Origin of the sequence: Micromonospora sp. NPDC020750 (assembly GCF_044334565.1) — a bacterium.
In the GTDB taxonomy this organism is placed as follows: Bacteria; Actinomycetota; Actinomycetes; order Mycobacteriales; family Micromonosporaceae; genus Micromonospora.
Genome location: NZ_JBIRTH010000012.1, coordinates 1 through 25,311 on the forward strand (window position 1 = coordinate 1; position 25,311 = coordinate 25,311).

General features: G+C 75.4%; 16 protein-coding genes. 7 read left to right on the plus strand and 9 right to left on the minus strand.

What is annotated here, in order from left to right; genetic code table 11:
* Together ACH4T9_RS28400 and ACH4T9_RS28405 are read left to right on the plus strand one after the other, a co-directional pair.
* A partial coding sequence (locus tag ACH4T9_RS28400; RefSeq protein ID WP_396674383.1) for an FG-GAP-like repeat-containing protein occupies positions 1-371 on the plus strand: 371 nt, incomplete at its 5' end.
* A gap of 88 nt (positions 372-459) precedes the next feature.
* Positions 460-1,578, plus strand: a complete 1,119-nt coding sequence (locus tag ACH4T9_RS28405; RefSeq protein ID WP_396674382.1) for a DUF4185 domain-containing protein — start codon at positions 460-462, stop codon at positions 1,576-1,578.
* A gap of 69 nt (positions 1,579-1,647) precedes the next feature.
* Here the strand turns inward: ACH4T9_RS28405 and ACH4T9_RS28410 are convergent, their stop codons facing one another.
* Positions 1,648-3,210, minus strand: a complete 1,563-nt coding sequence (locus ACH4T9_RS28410; RefSeq protein ID WP_396674380.1) for a WD40 repeat domain-containing protein — start codon at positions 3,208-3,210, stop codon at positions 1,648-1,650.
* Between the two features lie 112 nt (positions 3,211-3,322).
* On the minus strand, positions 3,323-3,943 hold the full coding sequence (locus ACH4T9_RS28415) for an L-threonylcarbamoyladenylate synthase (protein ID WP_396674379.1): 621 nt from the start codon (positions 3,941-3,943) through the stop codon (positions 3,323-3,325).
* Between the two features lie 84 nt (positions 3,944-4,027).
* On the opposite strand from ACH4T9_RS28415, the gene ACH4T9_RS28420 reads away from it, so the two are divergent.
* Complete coding sequence (locus ACH4T9_RS28420) at positions 4,028-4,429, plus strand: hypothetical protein (RefSeq protein WP_396674378.1); 402 nt, start codon at positions 4,028-4,030, stop codon at positions 4,427-4,429.
* Here the strand turns inward: ACH4T9_RS28420 and ACH4T9_RS28425 are convergent.
* From ACH4T9_RS28425 to ACH4T9_RS28440, 4 genes are read right to left on the minus strand one after another with little or no spacing between them, the layout of a single operon-like run.
* Positions 4,404-4,694: an acyl carrier protein gene (locus ACH4T9_RS28425; RefSeq protein WP_387024225.1), complete on the minus strand. Its 291-nt coding sequence runs from the start codon at positions 4,692-4,694 to the stop codon at positions 4,404-4,406. The two genes, ACH4T9_RS28420 and ACH4T9_RS28425, sit on opposite strands and share 26 nt — an antisense overlap.
* Positions 4,694-7,765: an amino acid adenylation domain-containing protein gene (locus tag ACH4T9_RS28430; RefSeq protein WP_396674377.1), complete on the minus strand. Its 3,072-nt coding sequence runs from the start codon at positions 7,763-7,765 to the stop codon at positions 4,694-4,696. The genes ACH4T9_RS28425 and ACH4T9_RS28430 overlap by 1 nt, the downstream gene beginning before the upstream one ends.
* A 23-nt stretch (positions 7,766-7,788) precedes the next feature.
* A complete protein-coding gene (locus ACH4T9_RS28435; protein WP_396674375.1) occupies positions 7,789-9,294 on the minus strand; it encodes a class I adenylate-forming enzyme family protein in 1,506 nt (501 codons plus the stop codon).
* Complete coding sequence (locus tag ACH4T9_RS28440) at positions 9,291-15,008, minus strand: amino acid adenylation domain-containing protein (protein ID WP_396674373.1); 5,718 nt, start codon at positions 15,006-15,008, stop codon at positions 9,291-9,293. Before ACH4T9_RS28440 ends, ACH4T9_RS28435 begins: the two co-directional genes overlap by 4 nt.
* A 137-nt stretch (positions 15,009-15,145) precedes the next feature.
* Here ACH4T9_RS28440 and ACH4T9_RS28445 point away from each other — a divergent pair, with 137 nt between their 5' ends.
* The 3 genes from ACH4T9_RS28445 (at position 15,146) to ACH4T9_RS28455 (ending at position 19,627) form a co-directional block, all read left to right on the plus strand.
* A complete protein-coding gene (locus ACH4T9_RS28445) occupies positions 15,146-18,010 on the plus strand; it encodes a condensation domain-containing protein (protein WP_396674371.1) in 2,865 nt (954 codons plus the stop codon).
* A 246-nt stretch (positions 18,011-18,256) separates the two neighbouring features.
* The gene (locus ACH4T9_RS28450) at positions 18,257-18,895 is read left to right on the plus strand and encodes a hypothetical protein (protein WP_396674369.1); all 639 of its coding nucleotides are present in this window, start codon (positions 18,257-18,259) and stop codon (positions 18,893-18,895) included.
* 132 nt (positions 18,896-19,027) lie between these two features.
* Positions 19,028-19,627 (plus strand): hypothetical protein, encoded by a 600-nt coding sequence (locus tag ACH4T9_RS28455; RefSeq protein WP_396674368.1) that lies wholly within the window; start codon positions 19,028-19,030, stop codon positions 19,625-19,627.
* A gap of 359 nt (positions 19,628-19,986) precedes the next feature.
* On the opposite strand, the gene ACH4T9_RS28460 is transcribed toward ACH4T9_RS28455, so the two are convergent.
* Genes ACH4T9_RS28460 through ACH4T9_RS28470 form a run of 3 tightly spaced genes read right to left on the minus strand, consistent with a single transcriptional unit; the run spans position 19,987 to position 22,397 of the window.
* Complete coding sequence (locus tag ACH4T9_RS28460) at positions 19,987-20,451, minus strand: hypothetical protein (RefSeq protein ID WP_387024260.1); 465 nt, start codon at positions 20,449-20,451, stop codon at positions 19,987-19,989.
* The gene (locus ACH4T9_RS28465; RefSeq protein ID WP_396674366.1) at positions 20,426-21,058 is read right to left on the minus strand and encodes an RNA polymerase sigma factor; all 633 of its coding nucleotides are present in this window, start codon (positions 21,056-21,058) and stop codon (positions 20,426-20,428) included. The genes ACH4T9_RS28460 and ACH4T9_RS28465 overlap by 26 nt, the downstream gene beginning before the upstream one ends.
* A 31-nt stretch (positions 21,059-21,089) precedes the next feature.
* Positions 21,090-22,397 (minus strand): S8/S53 family peptidase, encoded by a 1,308-nt coding sequence (locus ACH4T9_RS28470; protein ID WP_396674364.1) that lies wholly within the window; start codon positions 22,395-22,397, stop codon positions 21,090-21,092.
* Between the two features lie 194 nt (positions 22,398-22,591).
* Between ACH4T9_RS28470 and ACH4T9_RS28475 the strand changes: the two genes are divergently transcribed.
* Positions 22,592-25,207 carry a CHAT domain-containing protein gene (locus ACH4T9_RS28475; protein ID WP_396674363.1) on the plus strand — a complete coding sequence of 872 codons (2,616 nt, stop codon included), beginning with the start codon at positions 22,592-22,594 and terminating at the stop codon, positions 25,205-25,207.
* Positions 25,208-25,311 lie beyond the last annotated feature (104 nt).

The following is a 25,311-nucleotide window of genomic DNA, read 5'->3' on the forward strand; positions in this document are numbered from 1 at the left end:
CCTTCGGCCCACCCCAAAAATGGCACGACCTCTTCGCCGTCGGCAACGAACAACCCCGCGTCGGCGACATCAACGGAGACGGAAAAGACGACATCGTCACCTTCACCTGCAACACCGACGCCGACGTCTACGCCGCCACCTCCACCGGCACCACCTTCACCGGCACCACCATCAAATGGCACGACTACTTCTGCACCCCCGGCGAATTCCCCTACCTCGCCGACATCAACGGAGACAACAAAGACGACATCATCGTCTTCACCAAAAACAACACCAACGACGTCCACACCGCACATTCCACCGGCACCACCTTCGGCCCACCCCAAAAATGGCACGACTTCTTCGGCCTCCCCGGAGAAACCACCCTCTGAACCCACCCCCACCCGAGTCGCCTCGCCGTCTTTCCCGGGGAGGCATCGAGCGCGCCCGGCCGGACCGGCCGGGCGGGAAGGACCTGACATGGCACTGGACCGTCGTGCATTCCTCGGCAGGGTCGCTGCGGTCGCCACGGCCTCGGCCGTCGCGCCGGCCCTGGCCTTCCCCGGCCCGGCCCAGGCTGCCGCCTGGAAGAAGCGCCTCACCGGCGCCGACCTGGACACCAACAGCCGATGGCAGGTCGCCGGCACGGACCTGGGCATCCCGTACGTGCTGGAGAACGGCTCGATCGGGTACCTCTTCGGCGACACCTTCAACACCCCGTGGCCCGAGGGCCCGCCGCTGCCCAACGACTGGCGGTCCCCGGTGATGTTGCGCTCCAACGTCCACCCCGGTGCGCCCGGGGGGATCGTCTTCGACAGCGCCGCGCGGGTGGCCGGCAACGGCCGGGCCCCCGAGATCATGCACAACGGTCACCACGGGATCGGGATCGACGGCCTGTGGGAGGTCAGCGTCATCCCCAACGACGGGATCAGCTTCCCCGAGACCGGCCGCCAACTGGTCTCCTACATGAGCATCGAGAACTGGGACTCCGTCGGTCCCGCCGGCCCGCACTGGCGTTCGCGCTACGCCGGCCTGGCCTATTCCGACAACGGCAACGACTTCGTCCGGACCCCGCTGAAGTGGTGGAACAACGGCAACAACACCGACCCGTTCCAGATGTGGACGATGCAGCGCGACGGGGACTGGGTCTACGTCTTCTCCGTCCGGGCGGGTCGCCAGGACGGCCCGATGATGCTGCGCCGGGTCCGCTGGGACCGGCTGTTCTACCCCGAGTCGTACGAGGGTTGGGGCTGGAACGGCAGCAACTGGGGCTGGGGCAGGCCCTGCACCCCGATCCTCAACGGCCGGTTCGGCGAACCGTCGGTACGCAGACTGCACGACGGCACCTGGGTCATGTCCTACGTCAACTGTGTGACCGGCTGCATCGTCACCCGTACCGCCGGCGGGCCGGACCAGGTGTGGTCCGGCGAGAAGATCCAGGTGTTCCCGTGGCAGGAGCCCGCGCTGTACGGCGGCTTCATCCACCCCTGGTCCGGCAGGAACGCCAACGAGCTGCACCTGATGGTCTCGAAGTGGACCAGGGGGCTCGACAACCGCAGCACCGCCTACCACGTCAGCCAGTTCGTCGGATCCCTCTGAACCTGGGTCGCCGGGCGGCGGCGGGCTGCCGCCGTCCGCCCGGCGTCGCCCGACGCGGGACGCGGTCGGTCAGGAGGCGCCTTCCGGGGCGGCGAGGGACCGCAGCGCCGGCCGGAGGCGGATCTGCTCGACCGCGCGGTTGTAACCGGCGAGCATCAGGAACGCGTCGTCGTCGGCGCCGACCTGGCACATCGACCGGATCCAACCCGCCGAGCCGTTCAGCAGGCCCAGCAGCGACCCCGTGCCCAGCGAGCCCCGGCGCGTCCCGCTCGCCGGGTCCCACAGGGTCACGCCGATGCCGTCCCCGGCCGCGGCGAGCAGCACCTCGCCGTCCATTTCCACCGTGCAGAGCGCGTAGCGGGGGGCCTCGTCGTCGAAGGAGTCGAGGCGCTCGCCGCTGTCGGGGTCCCACAGGACCACGGTGCCGTCGCCGGCCGCCGAGGCGAGCCGGGTCGTGCCGTCGACGGTGACCGCGCAGACGGCGTTGACGCCGCCCTGCTGGGCGCCCAGGTGGCGGACCAGCCGACCGTCGACCGGGTCCCACAGCCGAACGGTGCTGTCGGCGTACCCGGCGGCGAGCAGGATCCGACCGTCAACCGGCACGGTGCACAGCGCCCGGACGACCCACCGCACCTGCGGGCCGACGACCCGCACCCGGCGGCCCGTCTCCGGCTCCCAGATCCGGATCCGGCAGTCGTCCCCACCGGAGGCGAGCAGGACGGTGTCGCCGACCGGCACGGCGCACAGGGCGTTCACCGGGGCCAGGTGCCCGGCGAGGGCGTGCACCGCCTGACCGGTCTCGGGGTCCCACAGGTGCACGGCGGCGTCGTAGCTGGCGGAGGCGAGCAGCAACCGCCGCGGCGTCTCGATCGCGCAGGCGGCCCGTACCACGCCCGGGGTGAGGCGGTCGAGGTGCCGGCGGAAACCGTCGGGAATCTGGTCCGGCAGCAGGCCCGACAGGTCGGCGAGCACGCCGCCGGAGCCCATCGTCCGCAGGTGCTCGCCGGTGCCAGGGTCGCCGATCCCGACGAGGTGCCCGATCCCGCCGTACGCGGCACGCACGCGGCCGCCCACGCGCACCGGTGTCACGCAGGCGTGCCACGGCCTGGTCCACGCCAGGGTGGTGCCGGCGACGAGGGTGCCTCCCGCGACGAGGCCGCCCAGCAGCGCGCCGGGCCACCGGTGCGCCGACTGCACGCCCGGCACGACCTGTACGGCGGCGAGGTACCAGGCCGCCGGCACCACGAACCGCGCCGCGAGCCGGGCCACGCCGAGGACGTCCGGCGGGAACGGCTCCGCCCGCAGCGCGCGACCACCGCCGCGCAGCAGCGAGAACAGCACCGCCAGCGTCACCAGGATTCCACCGACGACCGCCGCCGGACCGGGTTCGCCGGTGAACGCGGCCAGCAGGACGAACGCGACGGCGGTCGAGAGGAACCCGCGGATCCACGGCGCGGTCCGGGAGAAGACGACCCGGGACAGGCCCAGGGTCAGGGCCGAGCCGAGGGCCGTCACCACCGCGACCGCCGCCAGCGGCCAGAATCCGTCGATCCGCAGGGCGTCCGGTTGTGACCACCGCACCGCGATCAGCACCAGCAGCGTCGCGGCGACCGGCAGGACGAGTCGCACCATCGGATGACCTCACAGTCCGCGTCCCCGGCCCGGCCGGGGATCGATGAGCTTTGAGCGAATGCCGGTCCGATTGTGTCGGACGGCCGCCACCGTGCGGCGGCGGCCGGTCGCGCTAAGCGAAGCGGGACGGGTCGCCCGCGCCGACGCGGACGATCTCGGGTTCGCCGTCGGAGAAGTCGACCACCGTCGTCGGTTCGGTGCCGCAGTCGCCGGAGTCGACGACCGCGTCGACGACGTGGTCGAGGCGTTCCTTGATCTCCCAGCCCTGGGTCATCGGTTCGGCGTCGCCGGGCAGCAGCAGCGTGCTCGACAGCAGCGGCTCGCCCAGCTCGGTGAGCAGCGCCTGGGCGACGGTGTGCGCGGGGATGCGGACGCCGACGGTCTTCTTCTTCGGGTGCAGCAGCCGGCGCGGCACCTCCTTCGTGGCGGGCAGGATGAAGGTGTAGCTGCCGGGGGTGGCCGCCTTCACGGCGCGGAACACGGCGTTGCCGAGGTGGACGAACTGGCCGAGCTGCGCGAAGTCCCGGCAGACCAGGGCGAAGTGGTGGCCGCTGTCGAGGTGGCGGATCTCCCTGATCCGGTCCATGCCGTCCTTGTTGCCCAGCCGGCAGCCCAGGGCGAAGCACGAGTCGGTCGGGTAGGCGATCAACCCGTCCCCCCGGACGAGGTCGACCACCTGGCGGATCGTCCGGGGTTGCGGGTTGTCGGGGTGCACGTCGTAGTACTTCGCCATGGCGGAAGCTTAGGCCGACGCCTGGCTGTGTCGTCTTCCTGACAGTGTTGGATCCCCTTGCGGGTGGACCTCCATCGTTGTTCCATGGTGCTTCGACCGCCCCACGCCGGTGGGTACGACGGCGTGCTGCGCCGCCCCCCGATGCCCGGCCCCGTGCTGGCCACCGTGCTCGCCTTCGCGCTCCTGGCGCTGCTGTTCGCGCTGGCGACGGTGCATCGGCTGCTGGCCGAGGACGGCTCGCTGGGCGCCGCCGTGTTCTTCGCCGCTATGGCCGCCACCTGTGCCTTCGTGGCGTTCAGCCTGTCCGGCCGCCGCCCGTGGGCGGCCTACCCCGCGTACGTGTCGTCCGGGCTGTTCGCCGTGGCCTCGCTCGGGATGTTCGGCGCGATCACCATCGTCGGGGTCGGCCTGTTGGCCTGGGTGCTGTGGGCCCTGAACTCCCGGTCCGCCCGGGAGTGGCTCAGCGGCCGTCACCGGCTGCGCTGACCACCGCCCCCGCGTCGTGCGGGCGGGCCGCCTCGACGACCGCCACCAGGTCGTCGAGGGTGTCCAGCCGGTGGCCGGGTTCGGTCAGCTCGACCTCCACGCCGTACTCCAGTTCGATCGCGTCGACCAGGCGCAGCAGGCCGAGGGAGTCGACGCCGAGGGCGACCAGCGACCCTCCGCCGAGGATGTCGGCGGCCGGCACGTCACCCCCGGTGGCCTCGCTGACCAGTGCGGCGACCCGCGCGCGTAGCTCGGTCGTGCCCATCAGAGTTCCTTTCCGGACTGTCGGACGATCTCGGCGATCTCCGCGATCGTGGGGGTGTCGAAGAAGGCGTCGAGCGGCACCTCGACGCCGAGCCGCTGCTGGATCCGGCCGCTGATCCGGGTGATGGTCAGCGAGTGCCCGCCCAGGTCGAACAGGTCCTCGTGCACGCCGATGTCGGGGATCTTCAGCACGTCCTGCCAGATCTCACGCAGCGTCTGCACCACCGGGTCGTCGTCGGCCGCCGCGTTCTCGGCGACGATACCGACCGGCGCGTCCCGGGGCGCCGGCGCGGGCAGCGCCGCCCGGTCGACCTTGCCGTTCGGGCTCGTCGGGAGCCGGTCCAGCAGCACCCAGTCGGTGGGCAGCACGGCCGTCGGCAGGCTCAGCGCCAGGTGCCGGCGCAGGTCCGCCGGGTCCGCGACCGCGCCGGCCCGGGCCGCCACGTACGCCACCAGGCGGGCCTCGCCGTCGCCGTCGGCCCGCAGCGCCGCGGTGGCCTGCGCCACCGCCGGGTGCTCCAGCAGCCGGGCTTCGACCTCGCCCAGCTCGATCCGGTACCCGCGGATCTTGACCTGGTCGTCGGCCCGGCCGAGGAAGTCGAGCCGGCCGTCCGGCAGCCACCGGCACCGGTCGCCGGTGCGGTAGAGCCGCCCCTCGCCGTCTCCGAACGGGTCCGGCACGAACCGTTCGGCGGTCAGGTCGTCGCGTCCGAGGTAGCCGTCGGCCAGCCCGGCGCCGGCCAGGTACAGCTCGCCGGGCACCCCGACCGGCACCGGCCGCAGCGCCTCGTCCAGCAGGTACGCCCGCACGTTCGGCAGCGGACGGCCGATGGTCACCTCGGCCGGGTCGGCGGGGACGTCGGCGGTGGTGGCGTAGATCGTCGCCTCGGTCGGGCCGTACCCGTTGACCAGCCGGGTGGTGCGGGCCCGCAGCTCCCGGGCCAGGGCGACCGGCAGGGCCTCCCCGCCGGCGAGGGCGACCAGCGGGCCCGCCGCGTCCAGGCCCGCCTCCAGCAGCACCCGCCAGCCGGACGGGGTGGCCTGGACGTGGGTCACCCCGGCGTCGCGGACCAGCCGCAGCACCCCGGCGCCGTCGATCGCGCTCACCGCCGAGGCGACGACCACCCGGCCGCCGGTGACCAGCGGCAGGAACACCTCCACCGCGGAGATGTCGAACGACGGCGAGGTCAGGTGCAGCCAGCGGTGCCCGGGCCGGCTGTCCAGCAGGTCCCGCATCCCCAGCAGCAGGTTGGTCAGCGCCCCGTGGCGCACCGCGACGCCCTTCGGCCGGCCCGTGGAGCCGGAGGTGTACAGCACGTACGCCAGGTCCTCGGCGGTCGGCGCGGCCGGGTCCCGCGCCGGCTCCGGGCCGGCGAGCAGGTCCACCCCGTCCAGGGCGAGTTCGGGCCGGGCGTCCTGCGTGCCGCCGGACGCGGTCACCACCAGCGCCGGGTCGGCGTCGGCGAGCACCAGGTCCCGCCGGCCCGGCGGGTGGCCGGGGTCGACCGGCAGGTACGCGGCCCGGCGGCGCAGCACCGCCAGCATCGTCACCACCGTCCGCCAGGACCGGTCCAGCGCGACCGCGACCAGCGACCCGGGGCCGACGCCGCGCTCCCGCAGCAGCACCGCGAGCCGGGCGCTGGCGGCGTCGAGCCGGGCGTAGCTGAGCATGACGTCGCCGTCGACGACGGCCACCGCGTCCGGATCCGCCGCGACCCGGGCCGCGAACAGTTCGGGCACGGTGTCGCCGGGGTACGCCCGCGCGGTGTCGTTCCAGCCCCCGGTGACCCGGTGCAGCTCGTCGGCGGGCAGCACCGGCAGGTCGGCGACCTGCCGGCCGGGGTCGGCGACCACGGCGGCGAGCAGGGTGCGCAGGTGAGCGCCGATCCGGGTGACCGCGTCGGTGTCGATGGCGGCGGGGCTGTGCTGGAGGCTCACCGTGATCCCGGTCGGGCCGTCCACGATCTGCACGTGCAGCGCGTTGCGGGCCGCACCGCCGAACAGCGTCCAGTCCACTCCGGTGGCCACCCCGGGGAAGGCCGGCTCGGCGCCGCGCCTCCGGTAGCCGACCGAGACTCCGGTCAGCGCTGGCGCGGGGCGCAGCCCCGACACGGCGTGGGCGAGGGGCACCGCGCGGAACCGGTACAGCTCGCGCAGCCGGGCCCGCACGGCGCGGGCGTGGTCGGCGAAGGTGCCGGCGGCCGGGTCGGCGGCGACGGGCAGTTCGTTGACGAACAACCCGACCCGGTCGGCCTGCGTGGCCGTGCGGGTGGACAGCGTGACCCCGACCGGGACGCCCCGGTTGCCGTACCGGGCCAGCAGGGCGTGCACCGCGGCGAGCAGCAGCTCGAACCGGGTCACCCCGAGCGCCCCGGCGGCCCGGCCCACGCCGTCGGCCAGGTCGGCGGGCAGGTCGACGTCCACGGCGGCACCCGGTTCCGCGCCCGTGGGCAGCCGGCGCAGGCCGGGCAGCACCACGTCGCCCGGGCCGGACCAGTGCCGCGCCCAGTACGCGCGGGCCGCCGACAGGTCGACCGCGACGCGTTCCCGCTCGGCCGCCGCGTCCCCGGCGTACCCGTCGCAGCGGGGTGCGGCCCGCGCCGGGATGTCGGCGAGCGCGGCGGCGTACGCGTCGGCCAGGTCCCGGGCCAGCACGTCCTTGGACATGCCGTCGAACACCAGGTGGTGGACGGTGACCAGCAGCAGGTGCCGGCCGTCGGCGGCGGTGAGCAGCGTGAACCGGGACAGCGGGCCGACCCGCAGGTCGTGGGGGCGGGTCAGCTCCCGCGCGACCCGGTCGTCGGTCCACTCGCCGAAGGTGACCGCCGGCCGCACGTCGGCCGGCGCCAGCCCGGGGGTGCCGTCGGCCTCGGTGACCACCCGGATGCCGAGGACCGGGTGCCGGTCGGTCACCGCCGCGCACGCCTCGACGAGGGCCCGGCGGTCCAGGTCGGCGGCGAACCGGACGCCGAGCGCCATGTGGTACGCCGTGCCGGCGACCCCGGCCTGCTCGGTGAACCAGACGGCGTGCTGCGCGTATGTCGCCTCGGCGGTGCCCACATGCTCTCCCATGAATCGCGGTCCCGTGCTGGTGGTCAGTTGTCGAACAGGCCGGCGAGCTGCCGCTTGAGCACCTTGCCGCCCTCGTTGCGGGGCAGGCCGTCGAGCAGCAGCAGCCGGGCGGGAAGCTGGTGGCCGGCGAGCCGGTCGGCGAGGAAGCCGCGCAGCGCCGGCAGGGTCAGCCCGTCGGCGACGGCCTGCGGCCGGGGCACCACGGCGGCGGCGACCGCCGACCCGAGCACCGGGTGCGGCACGCCGACCACGGCCGCCTCGGCGACCAGGGGGTGCTCGTGCAGCGCCGCCTCCACCTCGAGGGACGAGATCTTGAACGCGCCGGACTTGATGACGTCCTGGTGCCGGTCGGTGAGGTAGAGGAAGCCGTCGGCGTCGATCCGCCCGACGTCGCCCATCCGCACCCACCCGTCGCGGAAGGTGGCCCGGTTGGCGGCCTCGTCGCGGTAGTAGGCGCGAGGGTACGGGGCACGCAGCCACACGTCGCCGGTCGTCCCGGGCGGCAGCGGGACGCCGTCGGCGTCGGCGACGCGTAGCTGCCCGCCGACCGGCCGGCCCACCGCGTCCCGACGCGCCGGGTCGTAGATCATCGTGGTCTGGGCCGGTGCCGCCTCGGTCGAGGTGTAGTAGTTGACGATCGTGGCCTGCGGGAACGCCTCGGCGAGCCGGGCCGCCACCGCCGGCGGCAGCGCCGCCGCGGTCGACCCGATCAGGTGTACGCCGGCCAGGTCCCGGCCCCGCAGCGCCCCCGAGTCGAGCAGCTCGATCGCCATCGACGGGACGACGAACAGCGTCCCCGTGCCCGGGGTCTCGACCAGCCGGGCGAACCGGACCGGGGTGAACGCGGGCAGGGTCAGCGCGCCGGCCTTCGCGGTCAGCGCGTTGAACAGCATGGTCTGCCCGGCGTTGGTGCCGATGGCGAACGCGTGCAGGAACCGCTGCGAGTGGCCCAGCGCCAGCCGGCGCGGGTTCGTGGACGCGCCGACGGTCAGGTTGGCGTGGCTCGCCCCGACGCCCTTCGGGCGGCCGGTGGTGCCGGAGGTGTAGAGGATCTGCGCGAGGTCGCCGGGGCGTACCGCCGGCAGGTCGGCGTCGGTCGCGGGCCCGGCGGCCAGGTCACCGGCCCGCCACACCGGCAGCCCGGCGGGGGCGTGCGGCGCGGCGGTGTCGTCGCCGTGCACGACGGCGGTGGCCGCGCAGTGGGTCAGCGCGTGGCCGAGCTGCCCGGCGGCGAGCCGGTCCGACAGCGGCACCGCGACCCCGCCGGCCCGCAGCACCCCGCAGTACGCCACGGCGAACCGGGTCCAGTCGCGGGCGCCGAACACCAGCCCGACCCGGTCGCCGGGGCGCAGCCCCCGCCGGCGCAGCCCGGCGGCGACGGCGGTCGTGCCGGCGGACCACTGGGCGAAGGTCAGCCCGGCCACCCCGGCCACCTCGACCGCGACCCGGTCGGGGTGCAGGGCGGTGCGCCACGCCAGCAGCTCCGGCACCGTCCGGGCGGCCGGCGGGCCGCTCGTCGTCACGGTCACCGCCGTCCACCCCCGGTCCCGGCGACCTGCGCTCGGACCTTCTCGACGCCGTCGGTGGCGGCGTGGGCCCCCGGCGCGGTGACGCCGACGGTGGCCCGGGCCTGGCGCTCCTCGATGCCGACGAGGTCGTCCGGCGGCGCGTCGGGCACCTCGTCGTCGAACCGGGACAGCACCGGCGTGGCCAGCGCGACCAGCGCGGTCAGCGCGATGCACACCCCGAACACGACGTACAGCAGGCCGTGGCCCCGGCCGGGGCCGACCCCGATCACCGCGCCGACCGTGCCGGCCAGCGCGCCGCCGGGCAGCAGCAGCGGCTCGGTCGCCTTCGCGGCGAACGGGGCGACGATTCCCCAGCCGAGGGGCATGGTCGACCAGGCGATCATCTGGTTGAGCGCGAACACCCGGCCGTGGAAGCGTGGTGGCACCTTGGTCTGGATGATCGTGTTGTAGACGCCGTTGACGATGCCCAGCGACAGGTACATGCCGAACGCGCCCGCGCCGACCAGGAGCGGGTCCGGCCGCAGCCCGGTCAGCACGGCGGCCACCGCGATGCCCAGGGTGCCCAGCAGCACCGCCCGCATCCGGCGGCGGCTCGGGCCGCCCCAGACCAGCATCACCAGGCCGCCCACGGCCGCGCCGACGCCGCCGGTCAGCGCGATCCGCGCCACCTGGTCCAGGTCGGCGAAGCCGAGCACCAGCGGGGAGAGCAGGTACAGCGCCGGGAACAGGAACAGGTTCAGGGCGGCGAAGAAGGTCAGCATCGCGCGGAACTCCCGGCGGCGCAGCGCGTAGCGCAGCCCGGCGACCATCTCCTCGCCGAGCCCCTCCCGGCGTTGCAGGGCCAGGGTCCGGGGGAACCGGACGAGGCCCAGCACCCCCATCGCGAACACGTACGACGCCACGTCGATGAGCAGGATGCCGCGCAGCCCGACCGCGTCCAGCAGGGCGACCGCGACCAGCGGAACGGTGAACTGGGTCAGGCCCATCGCGGTCTGGGTCACGCCGTTGGCGTGGCCGAGGAAGCGCTTGGGCACCAGCTGTGGCACCGCCGAGACGAACGCGAGGCGTTGGAAGGCCAGCGCCACCGACAGCCAGGCCACCAGCGGGTAGAAGTGCCACACCTGCGCCCGGTCGGCCAGCACCAGGGCGGCCAGCACCGCGTTCGCGCCCCCGGCGGCGACGCCCGCCGCCAGCAGCACCCGCCGCCGGCTGGTCCGGTCGATCAACGCGCCGGCCAGCGGGGCCACCAGCAGTCCGGGCAGCAGGCCGAGCACCGCGAACAGGGCGAACCGGGCCAGCGACCCGGTCTCCAGGTAGATCCACAGGGGGATCGCGAAGTTGGTCAGCGCGGTGCCCATGCCGGAGATGACCTGCCCGGCCGCGACCAGCCCGAAGCGGCGCATGCTCGGCTCCGGCGCCTTCGCCGGGCCGGCGGTCGGGGCGTCCGGCGTGCCGGGGGGCCCGGCCGGCTGGCGGGAGACGGCGACCAGTTGCCACGCGGGCTCCGGCCCGCCGGCCGGCTCGAGCGCCCCGCCGGCCGGCTCAGGGCCGGTCGGGTCGGCGGTCTCGGTCCGTCCGGCGGCCCCGGCCGGCCCGGCCAGCGGCACGGGCGGGACGGGCGAGTCGACCTGCCGGTGCACGGTCGTGACGATCTCGGCCAGCTCGCCGGCCCGGTACTTCAGGAAGTAGTGCCCGCCCTCGTCGATCACCGCGAGCGCGGTGCGGTCGGTGAGGAAGTGCCACTCCCGGAACCGCTCGCTGTGGTAGTCGGTGCTGCGGTCCCGTTCGCCGACCACCGAGACCACCGGCGCCCGCAGCGGGGTGACCCGCTGGCGCATCAGCTCGGTGAAGTACTCCTCGGAGACCCGGGCGTCGTGGCGCATCGCCCGGATCAGGAACGCCACCTCGTCCGGGTCGAGGGAGCCGACGGACGTGCCCTGTGCCTGCAACCAGGTCCGGTAGATCCGGTCGCTGCGCATCCGCTCGGCCAGGCGCAGCCGCAGCAGCGGCCCGAGCAGCCCGTCGGCCGGCCGGCCGAACGGGAACACCGCGCCGAGGTACACCGCCTCCAACTCCCGGCCGGCGGCCTCCAGCAGCCGGGCCACCTCCACGGCGAGGGCCCCGCCGGGGCCGCAGTGCCCGTACAGCACCAGCGGGCCCTCCACCCGGGACAGGATCTCGGCGGCGACGTCGGCGGCGACCTCCTCGACCGGCGCCGGGTCGTCGGCCAGACCGATGTCGTGGCCCGGCATGGCCACCGACAGCAGCCGGTACCCGGCCGGCAGCGCGTCGGCCAGCGGCTGGTACACCACGGCGCTGCCGCCGCCGTACGGGACGCAGACCAGCGTGGCGACCCGGTCGGCGGCGGCCATCGGCGGGGTCAGCTCGTGGAGCAGCCCGTCCGGCCCGGTCCCGCCGCCGGTCGCCAGGACGGCCAGCTCGCGGACGGTCCGGTGCCGGAACAGGTCCATCACGCTGACCGTGCCCGTCGTGCCGCCGTCGACGGTCGGCAGCTCCCGGCGGAGCCGGGCCACCACCTGGGTGGCCAGCAGCGAGTGCCCGCCGAGGTCGAAGAAGTCGTCGGTGGCGCCCACCTCGGCCACCCCGAGCACGGCCTGCCAGATCCTGGCGATCAGTGTCTCCACGGGCCCGACCGGCGGCACCCGCTCCCCGGCCGGGACCTCGTCGGTCGGCTCCGGCAGGGCCCGCCGGTCGACCTTGCCGTGCTCCTGCAACGGCAGCCGGTCCAGCACCACCCAGCGGCCGGGCACCATGTGCTCGGGCAGCCGGTCGGCCAGGACCCGGCGCAGCCCCGCCACGTCCGGCGGCTGCGCCCCGGGCGTCGGCTCCAGGTACGCCACCAGCCGGTCGTCGCGCAGCAGCACCGCCGCCTGATGCACCCCCGGGCAGTCCCGCAGCGCGGCCTCGACCTCGCCCAGCTCCACCCGGTACCCGCGGATCTTCACCTGGTGGTCGCGGCGGCCGAGGAACACCAACTGCCCGTCGGCGCGCCACCGGCCCAGGTCCCCGGTGCGGTAGAGGCGGGCACCCGGCGGGCCGTACGGGTCGGGCACGAACCGCTCGGCGGTCAGGCCGGGCCGGTTGAGATAGCCGCGGGCGAGGCGGTCTCCGCCCAGGTACAGCTCGCCGGGCACCCCGACGGGCACCGGCCGCATCCGCTCGTCGAGCACGTACACCCGGGCGTGCGGCAGCGGCCGGCCCGTCGGCACCGGGCCGGTGGCGGGCCCGCCGGCGCCCACCTCGTACGTGGCGACGCCGACGGTGGCCTCGGTGGGGCCGTAGTGGTTGAACACCCGGGCCCCGCCGGCGGCGGCGAGCGGCACGATCCGCTCCAGGTCGGACGCCTCGCCGCCGAGGATCAGCGCGCGGGCCGGCAGCAGGTCGCCCGGCCCGGTGTCGGCGGCCAGCGCCGCCAGGTGCGACGGGGTGATCTTCAGGTAGTCGATCCGGTGGGCGCGCAGCTGCTCGGCCAGCTCCGCCCCCGTGCACCGGCGCTGCACCAGGTGCACGGTCCCGCCGGTGGCCAGCGCCAGGTAGAAGACGGTGACGGCGAAGTCGAACGACATGGACTGCATCAGCGCGTACCGGGCGGCCGGGACGACGGCGAACCGGTCGGCCACCCCGTCGAGGTAGCGCAGCACCTGTCGGTGCGCCACCGCCACCCCCTTCGGGGTACCCGTGGAGCCGGAGGTGTAGATGACGTACGCCAGGTTCCCGCCGGTCGCGCCGGTGGGCGGCGGCGTGTCGGGCCCGGCGGCAACCTCGGCGGCCACGGCGCCCAGGCAGGTCGCCTCGACCCCTCCGGGCAGCCGGTCGCGCAGCTCGGGGCTGGTGAGCACCACCGCCGGCCGGGCATCGGCGAGCATCAGGCCCAGCCGGGCCGGCGGCTGCTCCGGGTCCAGCGGCAGGTACGCCCCGCCGGCCCGCAGCACACCGAGCAGCGCCACGGCCAGCGCGACCGACTGCTCCAGCAGCACCCCGACCAGTACGTCCGGGCCGACGCCGCGCCCGCGCAGCCAGTGCGCCAGCCGGTTGGCCCGCCGGTCGAGTTCCCGGTAGGTCACCGCGTCCGCGCCGCACACCACGGCGGGGGAGTCGGGGGCGGCGGCAACGTGCGGGGCGATCAGATCGGCGAGGGTGGCCGCCGTCCCGGGGGCCCCGACCCCATCGGTCCCGACCCCACCGGCCCTGACCCCGACCTCATTGGCCCCGACCCCATCGGCCCCGGGCTCGGCACGGCCGACCTTGTCCTGGTCGGGACGGGCCAGCGCCAGCACCCGGTCCCGCTCGGCGGGACCGAGCAGGTCCAGGTCGACCACCGGCAGGTCCGGCTGCGCGACCGCCGCGCGCAGCAGCGTGTCGAGGCTCGCGGCCAGCCTGGCGATCGTGTCCGCGTCGAACAGGTCGGTGTTGTAGACGAACATCCCGCGCAGCCCGTCGGCGGCTTCGCTGACGTACAGCGACAGGTCGAAACGGGCGGCGGCGGCGTCCGTGCCCAGGCTCTCGGTGCTCAGCCCCGCCGGCCACCGGCCGCCGGTGCGGGCGTAGTTCTGCAGGGTGAACAGCACCTGGAACACCGGGGAGCGGCTGACGTCCCGGGGCACGTTCAGCTCCCGGACCAGCCGCTCGAACGGGATCTCCTGGTGGGCCAGGCCCTTCACCACGGTGCCGCGGGTGCGCCGCAGCAGCGCCGCGAAGCTGGGCTCCGTGCCGGGTGAGTCGGCGCTCGCGCCCACCGGGGAGAGGTCGGCCCGCAGCGCGAGGGTGTTGACGAACAGGCCGATCAGGTTCTCCAGCTCCGGTACCACCCGGCCGGCGACGGGGGACCCGATCGCGAAGTCCCGCTGCCCGCTGTGCCGGAACAGCACCGCCTGCAGGCCGGTGAGCAGGGTCATGTAGAGGGTGGCCCGGTGCGCCCGGCTCAGCCGGCGCAGCCCGTCGGTCAGGTCGGCGTCGACGGCGAACCGGTGGGTGCCACCGGCGTAGGACTGCACGGCCGGTCGGGGCCGGTCAGTGGGCAGCTCCAGCGGCGGCACGCCGGCCAGCGCCCCGGCCCAGTAGGCGAACCCGTCCCCGGTCGCCGGGCCGTCGAGGCGGATCCGCTGCCAGGCGGCGTAGTCGACGTATCCCGTCGTCGGGGCCGCCGGTGCCGGCCCGCCGTCGCGCAGCGCGGCGTAGCCGGCCGCGACCTCGCCCAACAGCAGGTCCAGCGACCAGCCGTCGCTGACGATGTGGTGCATGGCCAGGTGCAGGACGTGGTCGTCCGCGCCCAGGCGGACCACCGTCGCCCGCAGCAGGGGAGCGGCGCCGAGGTCGAACGGGGTACGCACGGACGCGGCCGCCAGCTCGCGGGCCTCCGCCAGCGAGCCCGCGTCGGTGACGGTGACCGGCACCCGCACCTCGGGCAGCACCTCCACCACGGGCTCGCCGTCGGCGTTCTCGGCGAAGCGCATGCGCAGGCTGTCGTGCCGGGCGGCGGTGCCGTCCAGTGCGGCAGACAGCAGCTCGATCTCCAGGGGCCCGCGCAGCCGGGTCGTCGACCAGACGAGGTACGCGGCGGTACCGGGCGTCAGCTGCTCGGTGAACCAGATCCGTTCCTGGCCGAACGACAGCGCCGGTCCCGTGGCGACGTCGGGCGGCGTCGCGGGGGGCGGGAGGGGGATGGCCCGCGTCGGTAGGTCGAGATTCGTCACGCGATGCCTTCACGCCGGTGTCGGACAGGGGCCCGTAGTCTGCATGCTGCAAACGGAGCATCGCGTCGTCTGATCGGTCCACGGTGGAGAATCCGATCGTCCGACCCCGGGCGGCACGGCCCGTCGTACGGTCGGGGATGCGATTTGCCGATGCCGTGGTGCCCGCCGAATGGGCGGACGAGATGCTGGTTCACGCGCCCTTTCACGGTGCCGACGCCGGCACGGCGCCGCTGACCTGGGCCCAGCAGGTGACCTGGCGGGCGAACGCCCGCAACGGCTCCAACCACCGCTTCCTCAACCTGCGTCGCACGGTGCCGGTCTCCGCCCGGGCCGGCGCCGACACCGAGCGCGCCACCCGGGCGCTCGGCGCGCTGGTCGGCCGGCACGGGTCGCTGCGCACCCGGGTGCGCACGGTCGACGGCGAGCACCGCCAGGAGACCGCCGCGACGGGGCACCTGCCGCTGCTGGTGCTCGCCGGCACCGGTGACGGCGCGCGGGACGCCCGGGACGCCGCGGACCGTCTCGCCGACGTGGCGTTCGACCATGCGCGGGAGTGGCCGGTGCGGGTCGCCCTGGTCACCGTGGACGGCCGGGTACGGCAGGTCGTGCTGGTCTTCAGCCACTCGACCGTCGACGCCCACGCCGCCGAGGTGGTCCTGCGGGACCTGCGGCTGCTCCTGCTGCGCGGGCGGATCGACACCCCGCCCGGGCCTCAGTCGGTGGACGTGGCCCGGCTCCAGCACGGTGCCGAGGGACGCCGCTCCGAGCGGGCCGTGGCGTACTGGCTGCGGGAGTTCGCGGGGCTGCCCGCCGAGCCGCTGCCGCCGGGCGGCCCTGGGCTCACCCCCCGGCTGCGCCGGGGAGTGCTGGTCTCCTCGGCCGTCGACCTGGCGGCCCGGGCGATCGCCGCCCGGCACCGGGTCAGCACCTCGGCGGTGCTGCTCGCCGGCGTGACGGCGCTGGCCGCCGCCCGGTCCGGGCGGGACCGCTGCGGCCTGTTCCCGATGGCGCACAACCGGTTCCCCGCCAGGTACGCGAACGCGGTGGCGAACCTCGGGCAGATCGGGTTCGGCGTCCTGGACGTGGCGGACCGCCCCGCGTTCCCGCTGCTGCTGTCCCGCGTCTGGCGGGCGTCGCTGACCGGCCTGCGGAACGCCTTCTACGACCCCTCCGCGCTGCGCCGGGGATTCGTCGACGCCGACCGCGACTACGCGACCGCATTCCTGCCGCACTACTATTTCAACGATGTCCGGCTGCCCGCCGGCGCTGCGGCTGCCGCGCCGGAGGTGACCCGTCGCGACCTGCGGGCAGCCATGGCGCGCACCGGCTTCTCCTGGGCCAGGGGGCTGGACCGGGCGTCCTGGCACCTGCTGACCCACGTGGTCGACGAGCCGGGCGGGGTGGGGATGACCCTCACCGTCGACACCCGTCACGTCGCGGTCGACACGGTCGAACCGTTCCTGCGCGAGCTGGAGGAACTGCTGGTGGAAGCGGCATTCGCCGAGGTGTCCTGGCCGTCGGCGGCCCCGTCGGCGGCCCCGGTGGTGGCGGCGGTGGTGGCCCCGGTGGTGGCGGCGCCGCCGCCCGTGGTGCTCCCCGCCGAAGCCGGCGGGGAGGTGGCGTACGCCCAGTTCGCGGGCGGCCGGGTCGGGACCGGCCCGCTCACCTGGGGCCAACGGGCGATGTGGCGGGCCGTCGAGGAGTTCGAGTCCCCGAGCCACAGCGTGCTGAACCTGCGCCGTGTCCTGGCCGTCTCCCGGCGGGCCGACGTCGACGTGGCGCGGGCCGTGCGGGCCGTCGCGGCCCTGGTGGACCGGCACGAGTCGCTGCGCACCCGGGTGTGCTCCGTCGACGGCGAGCTGTACCAGTCCGCCGCCCCGGCGGGCCGGCTGCCCGTCCTGGTGCACCCGGTCCCGCACGCCGCGGCCGATCCCGACGGCCGGACCGCCGCCGCGGCCCTGGCCGACCGGCTGGGCGCCCCCCGCTTCGACCACGCCGCCGAGTGGCCGCTGCGGGCCGCGCTGGTCACCGTGGACGACCGGGTACGACAGGTCGTGCTGGTATTCAGTCACTCCACCGTGGACTTCCACGCCACCGAGACCGTGCTGCGGGACCTGCGGATGCTCGTGCTGCGCGGTTCGCTGCCCACCCCGCCCGGTCCGCAGTCCCTCGACGTGGCCGAGCGGGAACGGGACGGGGAACGGCGTCGCGGCGACCGGGCGGTGGCGTACTGGACGCGACAGTTCCCCGGCCTCACGGTGGGCCTGTTCGACCAGGTAGGACCCGGGCTCAGCCCCCGGTACCGTCGGGGTTCGCTGGTTTCCGAGGCAGTGCATCACGCGGCCCGGCTCGTCGCCGTCCGGCACGGCGTCAGCAACGCCTCCGTCCTGCTCGCGGCGACCGCAGCCGTGCTCACCGCCGACAACGGCGGGGACGTCTGCGGCGTGTTCACCATGGCGAACAACCGGTTCCAGCCCGAGTACGACGTCGCGATCAGCAAGCTCAACCAGATCGGGCTCTGCCGGCTCGACCTGGCCGACCGGCCCGGGTTCGCTGAGTTGCTCTCCCGCGCCCGCCGGGCGTCGCTGGACGCGTACCGGCACGCCTACTACGACCCGGCCGAGCTGGAACGCGCGTTCGCCGAGCGAGGGCTCGACTACCGCACCGCCCTGGCCCCGTTCTGCTACCTCAACGACATCCGGCTGCCGCACGCCACCGACCCCGAACCGGTCGGCCCGGACGAGGCTGCCCTTCGGACGGCGGCGGGCCGCAGCACGTTCCGCTGGCTGGAGGAGCTGGACCGGTTCGCCTGGCGCTGCCGCCTCCAGGTCATCGACGCCCCCGGCGCGGTCGAGCTGGCGATCACCGTGGACACCCGCTACCTGCCGCCGGAGCGTGCCGAGCGGTTCCTGCGGGCCGTCGAGGCCCTGCTGGTCGAGGCTGCCTTCCACGATGTGCCCTGGCCGTGGTCGCCGTCGCCGGCCTCCGCCTTTCCCCGGTAGGGCTGACGGGTGGCGCAGGTGTGGCGGGGGACGTGCCGCCGGCATGCCTGCGCGCCTGGGCCGTCAGCCCGGGTGGCCGAGCTGTTGCCTCATGAGGTGATTGATCCGGCCTGGCGTCATCTGTCAAAGACCGGTGCCCGCGACGGTATCTCCGCTCGCCGCGCCGGCTCCTGAAGCCATGACCACACCGACGCGGGGCCGGAGAGTCCCCGAGCCGGTCACCTCCGTCGATGGGAGACAGTTGTCATGGCGTTTCTGGGTAGCCGTGCCCGCCGCGCGGCGTTGGCCCTGCTCGCCGGCACAGTCCTGGCGAGCCTGCTGGCCGCCACCGCCACCGCCGCTCCACCTGCTGTCAAGCCGGACCGGGCCATGGCCGTCACCGACGTCTGGATGCGGGACGTCGCCTCGGACGTCGGCCTCCAGCCGCACTCGGGCAGCCCGATCTGGGCCAGCCCCGACGTCAAGATCTGCCCGACGGCGGTGGAGTGCGCGACCAGCGCGAACGCGATCGTCGGCGTGACCAACTACATCTTCGTGAAGCTGCGCAACCCCGGGCCGTACGGCTCGGGCATCGACAGCGGGGCGTTGCGGTTCTACCGCACGACCCCGGGCGGCAGCCTGGCCTGGCCGATGGGCTGGCTGCCGGTCGCGGCGGTGAGCGTCGTCGTGCCGCCGGGTGTCACGACGGTGAGCGTCCCGTGGGGCGGCGTCCCCGGCCCCGGCCACTTCTCCCTGCTGGCCGTGTGGGAGTCCCCGAACGACCCGTTGCCGTTCCTGACCGCCGACATCCTGACCAACGTCCGGAACAACAACAACATCGCCTGGCGCGACCTCAACTCGATCAACCCGTTCACGGGTGGGCCTCCGGCCCCGGCGTCTGATTGATCCGGCCTGGCGTCATCTGGGCAACCGCCACCCCCGGTGTCGGTATCTGCGGTCGGTCGGTCGGCTCCTGAAGGCATGACCACGCCGGCGCGGGAACCGGGCCGGTCACCTCCGTCGATGGGAGACAGTGTCATGGCTTTTCTGGGTAGCCGTGCCCGCCGCGTGGCGGTGGCCCTGCTCGCCGGCACAGCCCTGGCGAGCCTGTTGGCCGCCACCGCCACCGCCGCTCCACCTGCTGTCAAGCCGGACCGGGCCATGGCCGTCACCGACGTCTGGATGCGGGACGTCGCCTCGGACGTCGGCCTCCAGCCGCACATGTACAACCCGATCTGGGCCAGCCCCGACATCAAGGTCTGCCCGATGGTACCGCCGTGCGCGACCAGCGGGAACGCGATCGTCGGCGTGACCAACTACATCTCCGTCACGCTGCGCAACCCCGGGCCGTACGGCTCGGGCATCGACAGCGGGGCGCTGCGGATCTACCGCACGTCCCCGGGCGGTGGGATGGCCTGGCCGGCGGACCTGACCTGGGTCGCGACGGTGTCCGTCGTGGTGCCACCGGGCGCCACGACCGTGGTCGTTTCGTGGGGCGCTGTGCCCGGCCCCGGGAACTTCTCGCTGCTGGCCGTGTGGGAGTCCCCGGACGACCCGTTGCCGCTGCTCACCCCGGACCTGCAGGTCAACGTCCGGTACAACAACAACATCGCCTGGCGCGCCCTCCAGTCGGTCTAGCCTTCGCGGGCGGCGCGCCGGATCCGGCCGTTCGCCGTCGCCGGCCCGCTGATCGCCACCGTCGCCGCCCGGTAGGCGTACGGCGGGGTCCCGGACCGTTCGGTCCGCCCGACCCCGACGTACGCCTGTCAGCAAGGCGATCATCTGCACGTCGAGCACGGGGCGTTGTAGGAGCAGTGGCCTCCGTAGGTCTTGTTGCACTGCCAGCAGGGCCCGTCGCCACCCGAAGCGGCGACCCGACGCTGTCCCGGACGGTGCCGGACAGTGGCCCTGAACAGCCAGGACAACCCGGGCAGGTCGCCCGCGATGTCGGATCCGAGGGAAGGGCGCCGCCGGCGTGGACAGGCCGGGCGGCGGCCTCAGCCCAGGCTGACCCAGTCGGTGGCCACCGCGTACCCGTCGGCGCGGGCGGCGAGCCGGACCGGGCCGGCCGGGGGAGCGCCCAGCGAGAAGAAGCCCACCTCGTCGACCGGCGACTCGTCGTACTGACCGGTGGCCGTCCGGGCGGTGACCCGCCCGCCGCGGGCCGGGGAGAGCTGACCGACGATGCCGGCGTCGCTCACCTCGATCTCCAGCACCACGGCGCCGCTGCGGAAGGACAGGGTCCGCGCCGCGCCACCCGAGCGGGTGAGCCCGGCGGGCTCGGCATCGCACGCCGAGTCGAACGTCAGCTCGGCGACCGCCAGTTCGGCGTCCACGGTCCGCCAGGCGAACGCTGCCCGCGCGGCGGTCAGGAACTCCTCGGGGACGGGCCCGGCGTCCCACAGCGCCGCGCCCAACTCCACGGTCAGGGCATCGTCATCGACCGGCGGCCACGGCGCCATCGCGGTCACCCCCGTTCCTCTTGGGGCCGCGACGGGCCCCGAGGAACGGGGCGAGCGCCGGGCAGTTACGCAGCTTGTGCAGGCAGCGGCCCTGGGTGGGGCCGATGCTACCGACCGGCATGCCGAGTCGCTCGCCGATTTCCCGGTAGCTGACCGGGGGGTCGGCCGTCAGCAGGGCCAGCAGCTCCTGGCAGCGGGGCGGGAGCTGGGCAAAGCCCTCCCGCAGCGCCTGGCCGCGTTCGGCCCGCAGCAGCGCCTCGTCCGGCGCCGCCACGTCCACCGGCGGCCCGTGCCGGGCGTCGAGCGCGTCGTCGTGCGGGTCGACCGGCTGGCTGCGCCGGCCGAGGCGGGACAGCCGGTAGCACTCCCGCCGGGCGGTGGTGGCCAGCCAGGCGGCCAGCGCCTGCGGGTCCCGCACCTGGTCCAGCCGCTCCACCAGGCGCAGCCAGACGGTCTGGTTGACGTCGGCGGCGTCGGCGCGGCTCATCCCGTGTGCCCGGATCACCGACACCACCAGCGGGGTGTAGCGGCGTACCAGCTCGGTCCAGGCCGCCTCGTCCCCACCGGCGGCGGCGGCGACCAGTCCGGTGGCGGTCGGCTCGCTCACCGGCGTGCCCCTTCGCCGTCCGGGCCGGGCCTCACGAGACCAGCACCCCGTAGTCGGGGTGCCAGCGGGGGTTCGCGAGCAGCGCGACCCGGGCCGCGTCGGCGCTCAGGCCCCCGGCGACCATCATGGCCGCCAGCCGGCCGGAGACGTACGCGGTGGCGAACGAGGTGCCGGCCCACCCGGCGAAGCCGTGGAACACCCGGGTCGGCCGCCCCGGCAGCGGAAGCTGGCCCTCGACGTACGTGCTGTCGCGCTCGCCGACCGCGCAGGCGTCGGCCCACGGGCCGAAACCGCTGTACGCCGCCGGCACGATGCCGGTGCCGACCCGGCTCACCGCGGCCACGCCGAGCACCCGGCCCAGGGCGGCCGGCCAGGCCGGGCGGCTGGTGCCGGCGTTGCCGGCGGCGGCCACCACAGCGGTCTGCGCCGGCAGCGCGGCCACGGCGTTGACCAGGGGCAGCGGGGGCAGGTCGTCCTGGGTGAAGCCGCCCAGGGACAGGTTCACGATGGAGACCTGCGGCCCGAGGCGGGACATGGCGGCCACCAGCATCGCCTCGTCGCCGACGCCGGTGGGGTTCAGCGCCTGCTCCGGGTCGACCTTGACTCCCGGCGCGGCCTGCCGGACCACCCCGGCGACGAAGGTGCCGTGGCCGCCCTGCGTGGCCAGCACGGTCCCGGAGACGTAGAGCGCGTCCTCGTCGTCCGGCTCCGGGAGGTAGCTGCCACCGAGCCACTGGGGGTGGTACGCGCCGGCCTGTTGCCAGATCCCGGTGTCGCAGACGCCGACGGTCACCCCGGCGCCCTCGCCGAGCCGGGCCGGGTTCGGCGGGGCCAGCGCGGCCACGGCCCGGGGCGGGCTGCCCGGGCTGCCCATGATGTTGCCCAGGCCCAGCAGCACGTGGTGTGGCTGTGCCGCCGGCACGGTCTGGCCCGGCCACTGCTGGGGGTTGCGCAGCGCCGTCACCACCGTGGGGATGTCGGTCTCCTTGCCGAACAGCAGCCGGGTGACCCCGGCGAAGCCGGCGCCGACGGTCACCTGGTGCCCGCGCGAGCGCAGCCAGGCGGTGACCCGTTGGGCGTCGGCATTGGCCGCGAGCAACTGCCGGGGACGGTAGAGGAACTCCCGGCCCGGGACGGTGTGCCGGCGGACGTTCGGGTCGGCGGCCAGGGCGTCGGAGAAGGCGCGTTGGTACGCGTCGTCGTCGCCGGTGTCGCCAACGGCGGCGGCCGGTCGCAGCGCGCTGCCCAGGGGCGCCGCCGCGGCGAGCGCGCCGAGTGCCAGCAGCCGCCGACGGGACAGCCGGCCGGCCGGCGGCGTGCGGGGGAGGTCAGGCGGCACCGGTCCTCCAGGCGGTTGCGGGCGGCACGATCGACGGTGTCCCCGGTGCGGTCGCCACAGCACTTGCCGGGCTCGGTCGATTCTTCCAAACCATTGTTGAATGTCAATGACGTGAATCGTCACTGCGATCCGTGGAATTCCCACCTGCCCCGTCCGCATTGACGCTGGCCGGTTCATCGGGAACGCTGTCCGGTATGGTCGACAGCGCCGGTTCCGGTGCCGGAGCGGCCCAGGCCGCGCTCGACGCGGTGCAGCGCTACCCCCGCGAGGCGATCGCCCTCGCACAGCGGGTGCTCGCCGCCGGCCGCGCCGGCACCGGCGACGAGCGCTCCACCGCCGAACGGGCCGTCGGCCTGGCCCTGCGGGAACTCAACGACCTGCCTGGCGCGCTGCGTCACCTGCGTCGGGCGGTGCGGGTCGCCGCGACGCCCCGTACCCGCGCGCTGGCCCGGATGAGCCTCGGCTACGTGCTGGCCAACGCCGGCCGTACCGGCGCGGCCCTGCGCGCGGTGACCGCCGCCCTGCCCCCGCTCACCGGGGCCGACGCCGGACACGCCCAGTTGCAGCGGGGCGTGGTGCTGCACTACCGGGGCCGCTACGACGAGGCGGTGCGCGACTACTCCCTCGCCGTCGAGATCGCCCAGCGCGAGGACGACCAGCTGCTGGAGGCCCGGGCCCGCAACAACCGCGGTCTGCTCAACGCCCACCGGGGTGCCGGCCGGGGCCGCGACGACGACCTCGCCCGGTCGGCGGCGATCTTCCAGCGGCTCGGGCTGGAACTCGCCGCCGCCGACGCCCGCTGGAACCTGGGCATCGCGGCGGGCCAGCGCGGCGACACCGTGGGCGCGCTGCGCTGCTTCGCCGAGGTCGAGCAGGAGTACCGCCGGCTGTCGGTGCCCCGGCCGGCGCTGCTGCTGGACCGGTTCGAGCTGCTGCTGTCGGTGCCGCTGCTCGACGAGGCGGTCGAGGTGGCCGGGGCGGCGGTGCGGGAGCTGGGCCGCCGGGGGATGGCCTCCGACCTGGCTGAGGCGCTGCTGGCCCAGGCCCGCGCCGCGCTGCTCGCCGGGGACCTGGACACCGCCACCGACGCCGCGGCCCGGGCGCGGGTCCGCTTCCGCCGCCAGGGCCGCCGCACCTGGGCTGCCTTCGCCCGGCACGTCGAGCTGCGCGCCGAGTTTCGTCGCGGCACCGGCTCGGCGGCGCTGCTCACCGCGCTGGTGCGTACCGCCGACCAGCTCGACGCGACCGGCTGGCCCGGCCCGGCGTTGACCACCCGGATCGACGCCGGTCGGCTGGCCGTCGCGCTCGGCCGCACCGAGAAGGCGGCGACCCTGCTGGGCCGGGCGGCGCGGGCCCGTCGGCGGGGCACCGCGTCGAGCCGGGCCCAGGGGTGGTACGCCCTGGCGCTGGCGCGCCGGCTCGAGGGGGACGACCGCTCCGCTGCCCGGGCGCTGCGGCGCGGACTGGCCGTGCTGGACAGCCACCGGGCCTCGCTCGGCGCCACCGAGCTGCGGGCGCACAGCGGGGCGTACGGGCAGCAGTTGGCCGCCGAGGGACTGGACCTCGCGGTGCGGTCCGGCGCCCCCGGCCGGGTCCTGGCCTGGGCGGAGCGGTGGCGGGCCAATGCCCTGCGCACCCGGCCGGCGCTGCCGCCCGAGGACCCGGACCTGGTCGCGGCGCTCAGCGAGCTTCGCCTGGTCAGCAGCCTGTTGGAGGATGCCCTGCTCGCGGGCGGGCCGACGCACGCGCTGCGGGGACGACAGGCCCGGCTCGAACAGCGCATCCGGGACCTGGCCCGGCGCGCGCCCGGCGGCGGCGACGTTACGGCCCCGCTGGGCGTCGCGGCGCTCGCCGCCCGGCTCGGCCCGCGCGTGCTGGTGGAACTGGTGGCGCACGGAAACCATCTGCGGGCGGTGCTGGTCCGCGACGGCCGGGCCAGCCTGCACGACCTCGGTCCGCTCGCCGAGGCGGTGGAGCAGGCCCGGCGGCATCGCTTCGGTCTGCGCCGGCTGGTCACCACCGGCGACACCGCGGCCGCCCGCGCCGGGGTCGGGCACGCCGCGGCGGTGCTGGACCGGCAGCTGTTCGACCCGCTGCGCCGGCGGCTGGGCGACCGCCCCCTGGTGCTCGTCCCGACGGCGGCGCTGCACGCGGTCCCGTGGTCCGGCCTGCCGACCTGCGCCGGGCGGCCGGTGACGGTGGCCCCGTCGGCCACGGCCTGGTTGCGCGCGGACGGCCGGATCGCGCCCGATGGCGCACCGGTGCTGGCGGCGGGCCCGCGCCTGCCGGCCGCGCGGACCGAGGTCGGGCTGCTCGCCCGCGAACTGCCCGGCTCCCGGCTGCTCGCCGGGGCGGACGCCACCGCCGGCGCGTTGACCGCCGCGCTGGACGGCGCCGGGCTGGCCCACATCGCCGCGCACGGCACGTTCCGGGCCGACAACCCGCTCTTCTCCGGCCTGGAGTTGGCCGACGGGCCGCTGCTCGCGTACGAGCTGGAACGGTTGCCCCGCCCGCCGGGCTGCGTGGTGCTCTCCGCGTGCGACTCGGGGCTTTCCGGGGTGCGCCCCGGCGACGAGGTGCTCGGCTTCACCGCCGTGCTGCTGGCGCTGGGCACCCGGTGTCTGGTGGCGGCCGTGCTGCCGGTGCCGGCCGACCTCACCACCGCACTCATGCTGGACCTGCACCGCCGAATGCGCGCCGGCGTCCGGCCGGCACAGGCCCTCGCCGACGCCCAGGCCGCGTTCGTGGCCACCGGCGACGGCTCCGCCGCGGCCACGGCCGCCGCCTTCGTCTGCTTCGGCGCCGGGTGAGCGGTGCCGGCGGTGCTCGACCCGGCCCGAACGGCTCGGATCGGTTCGACGGCTTAGTCGCGCCGCCCGCCGGGGTCTCGGCCCGGCGGGCGGATAGCACCGTC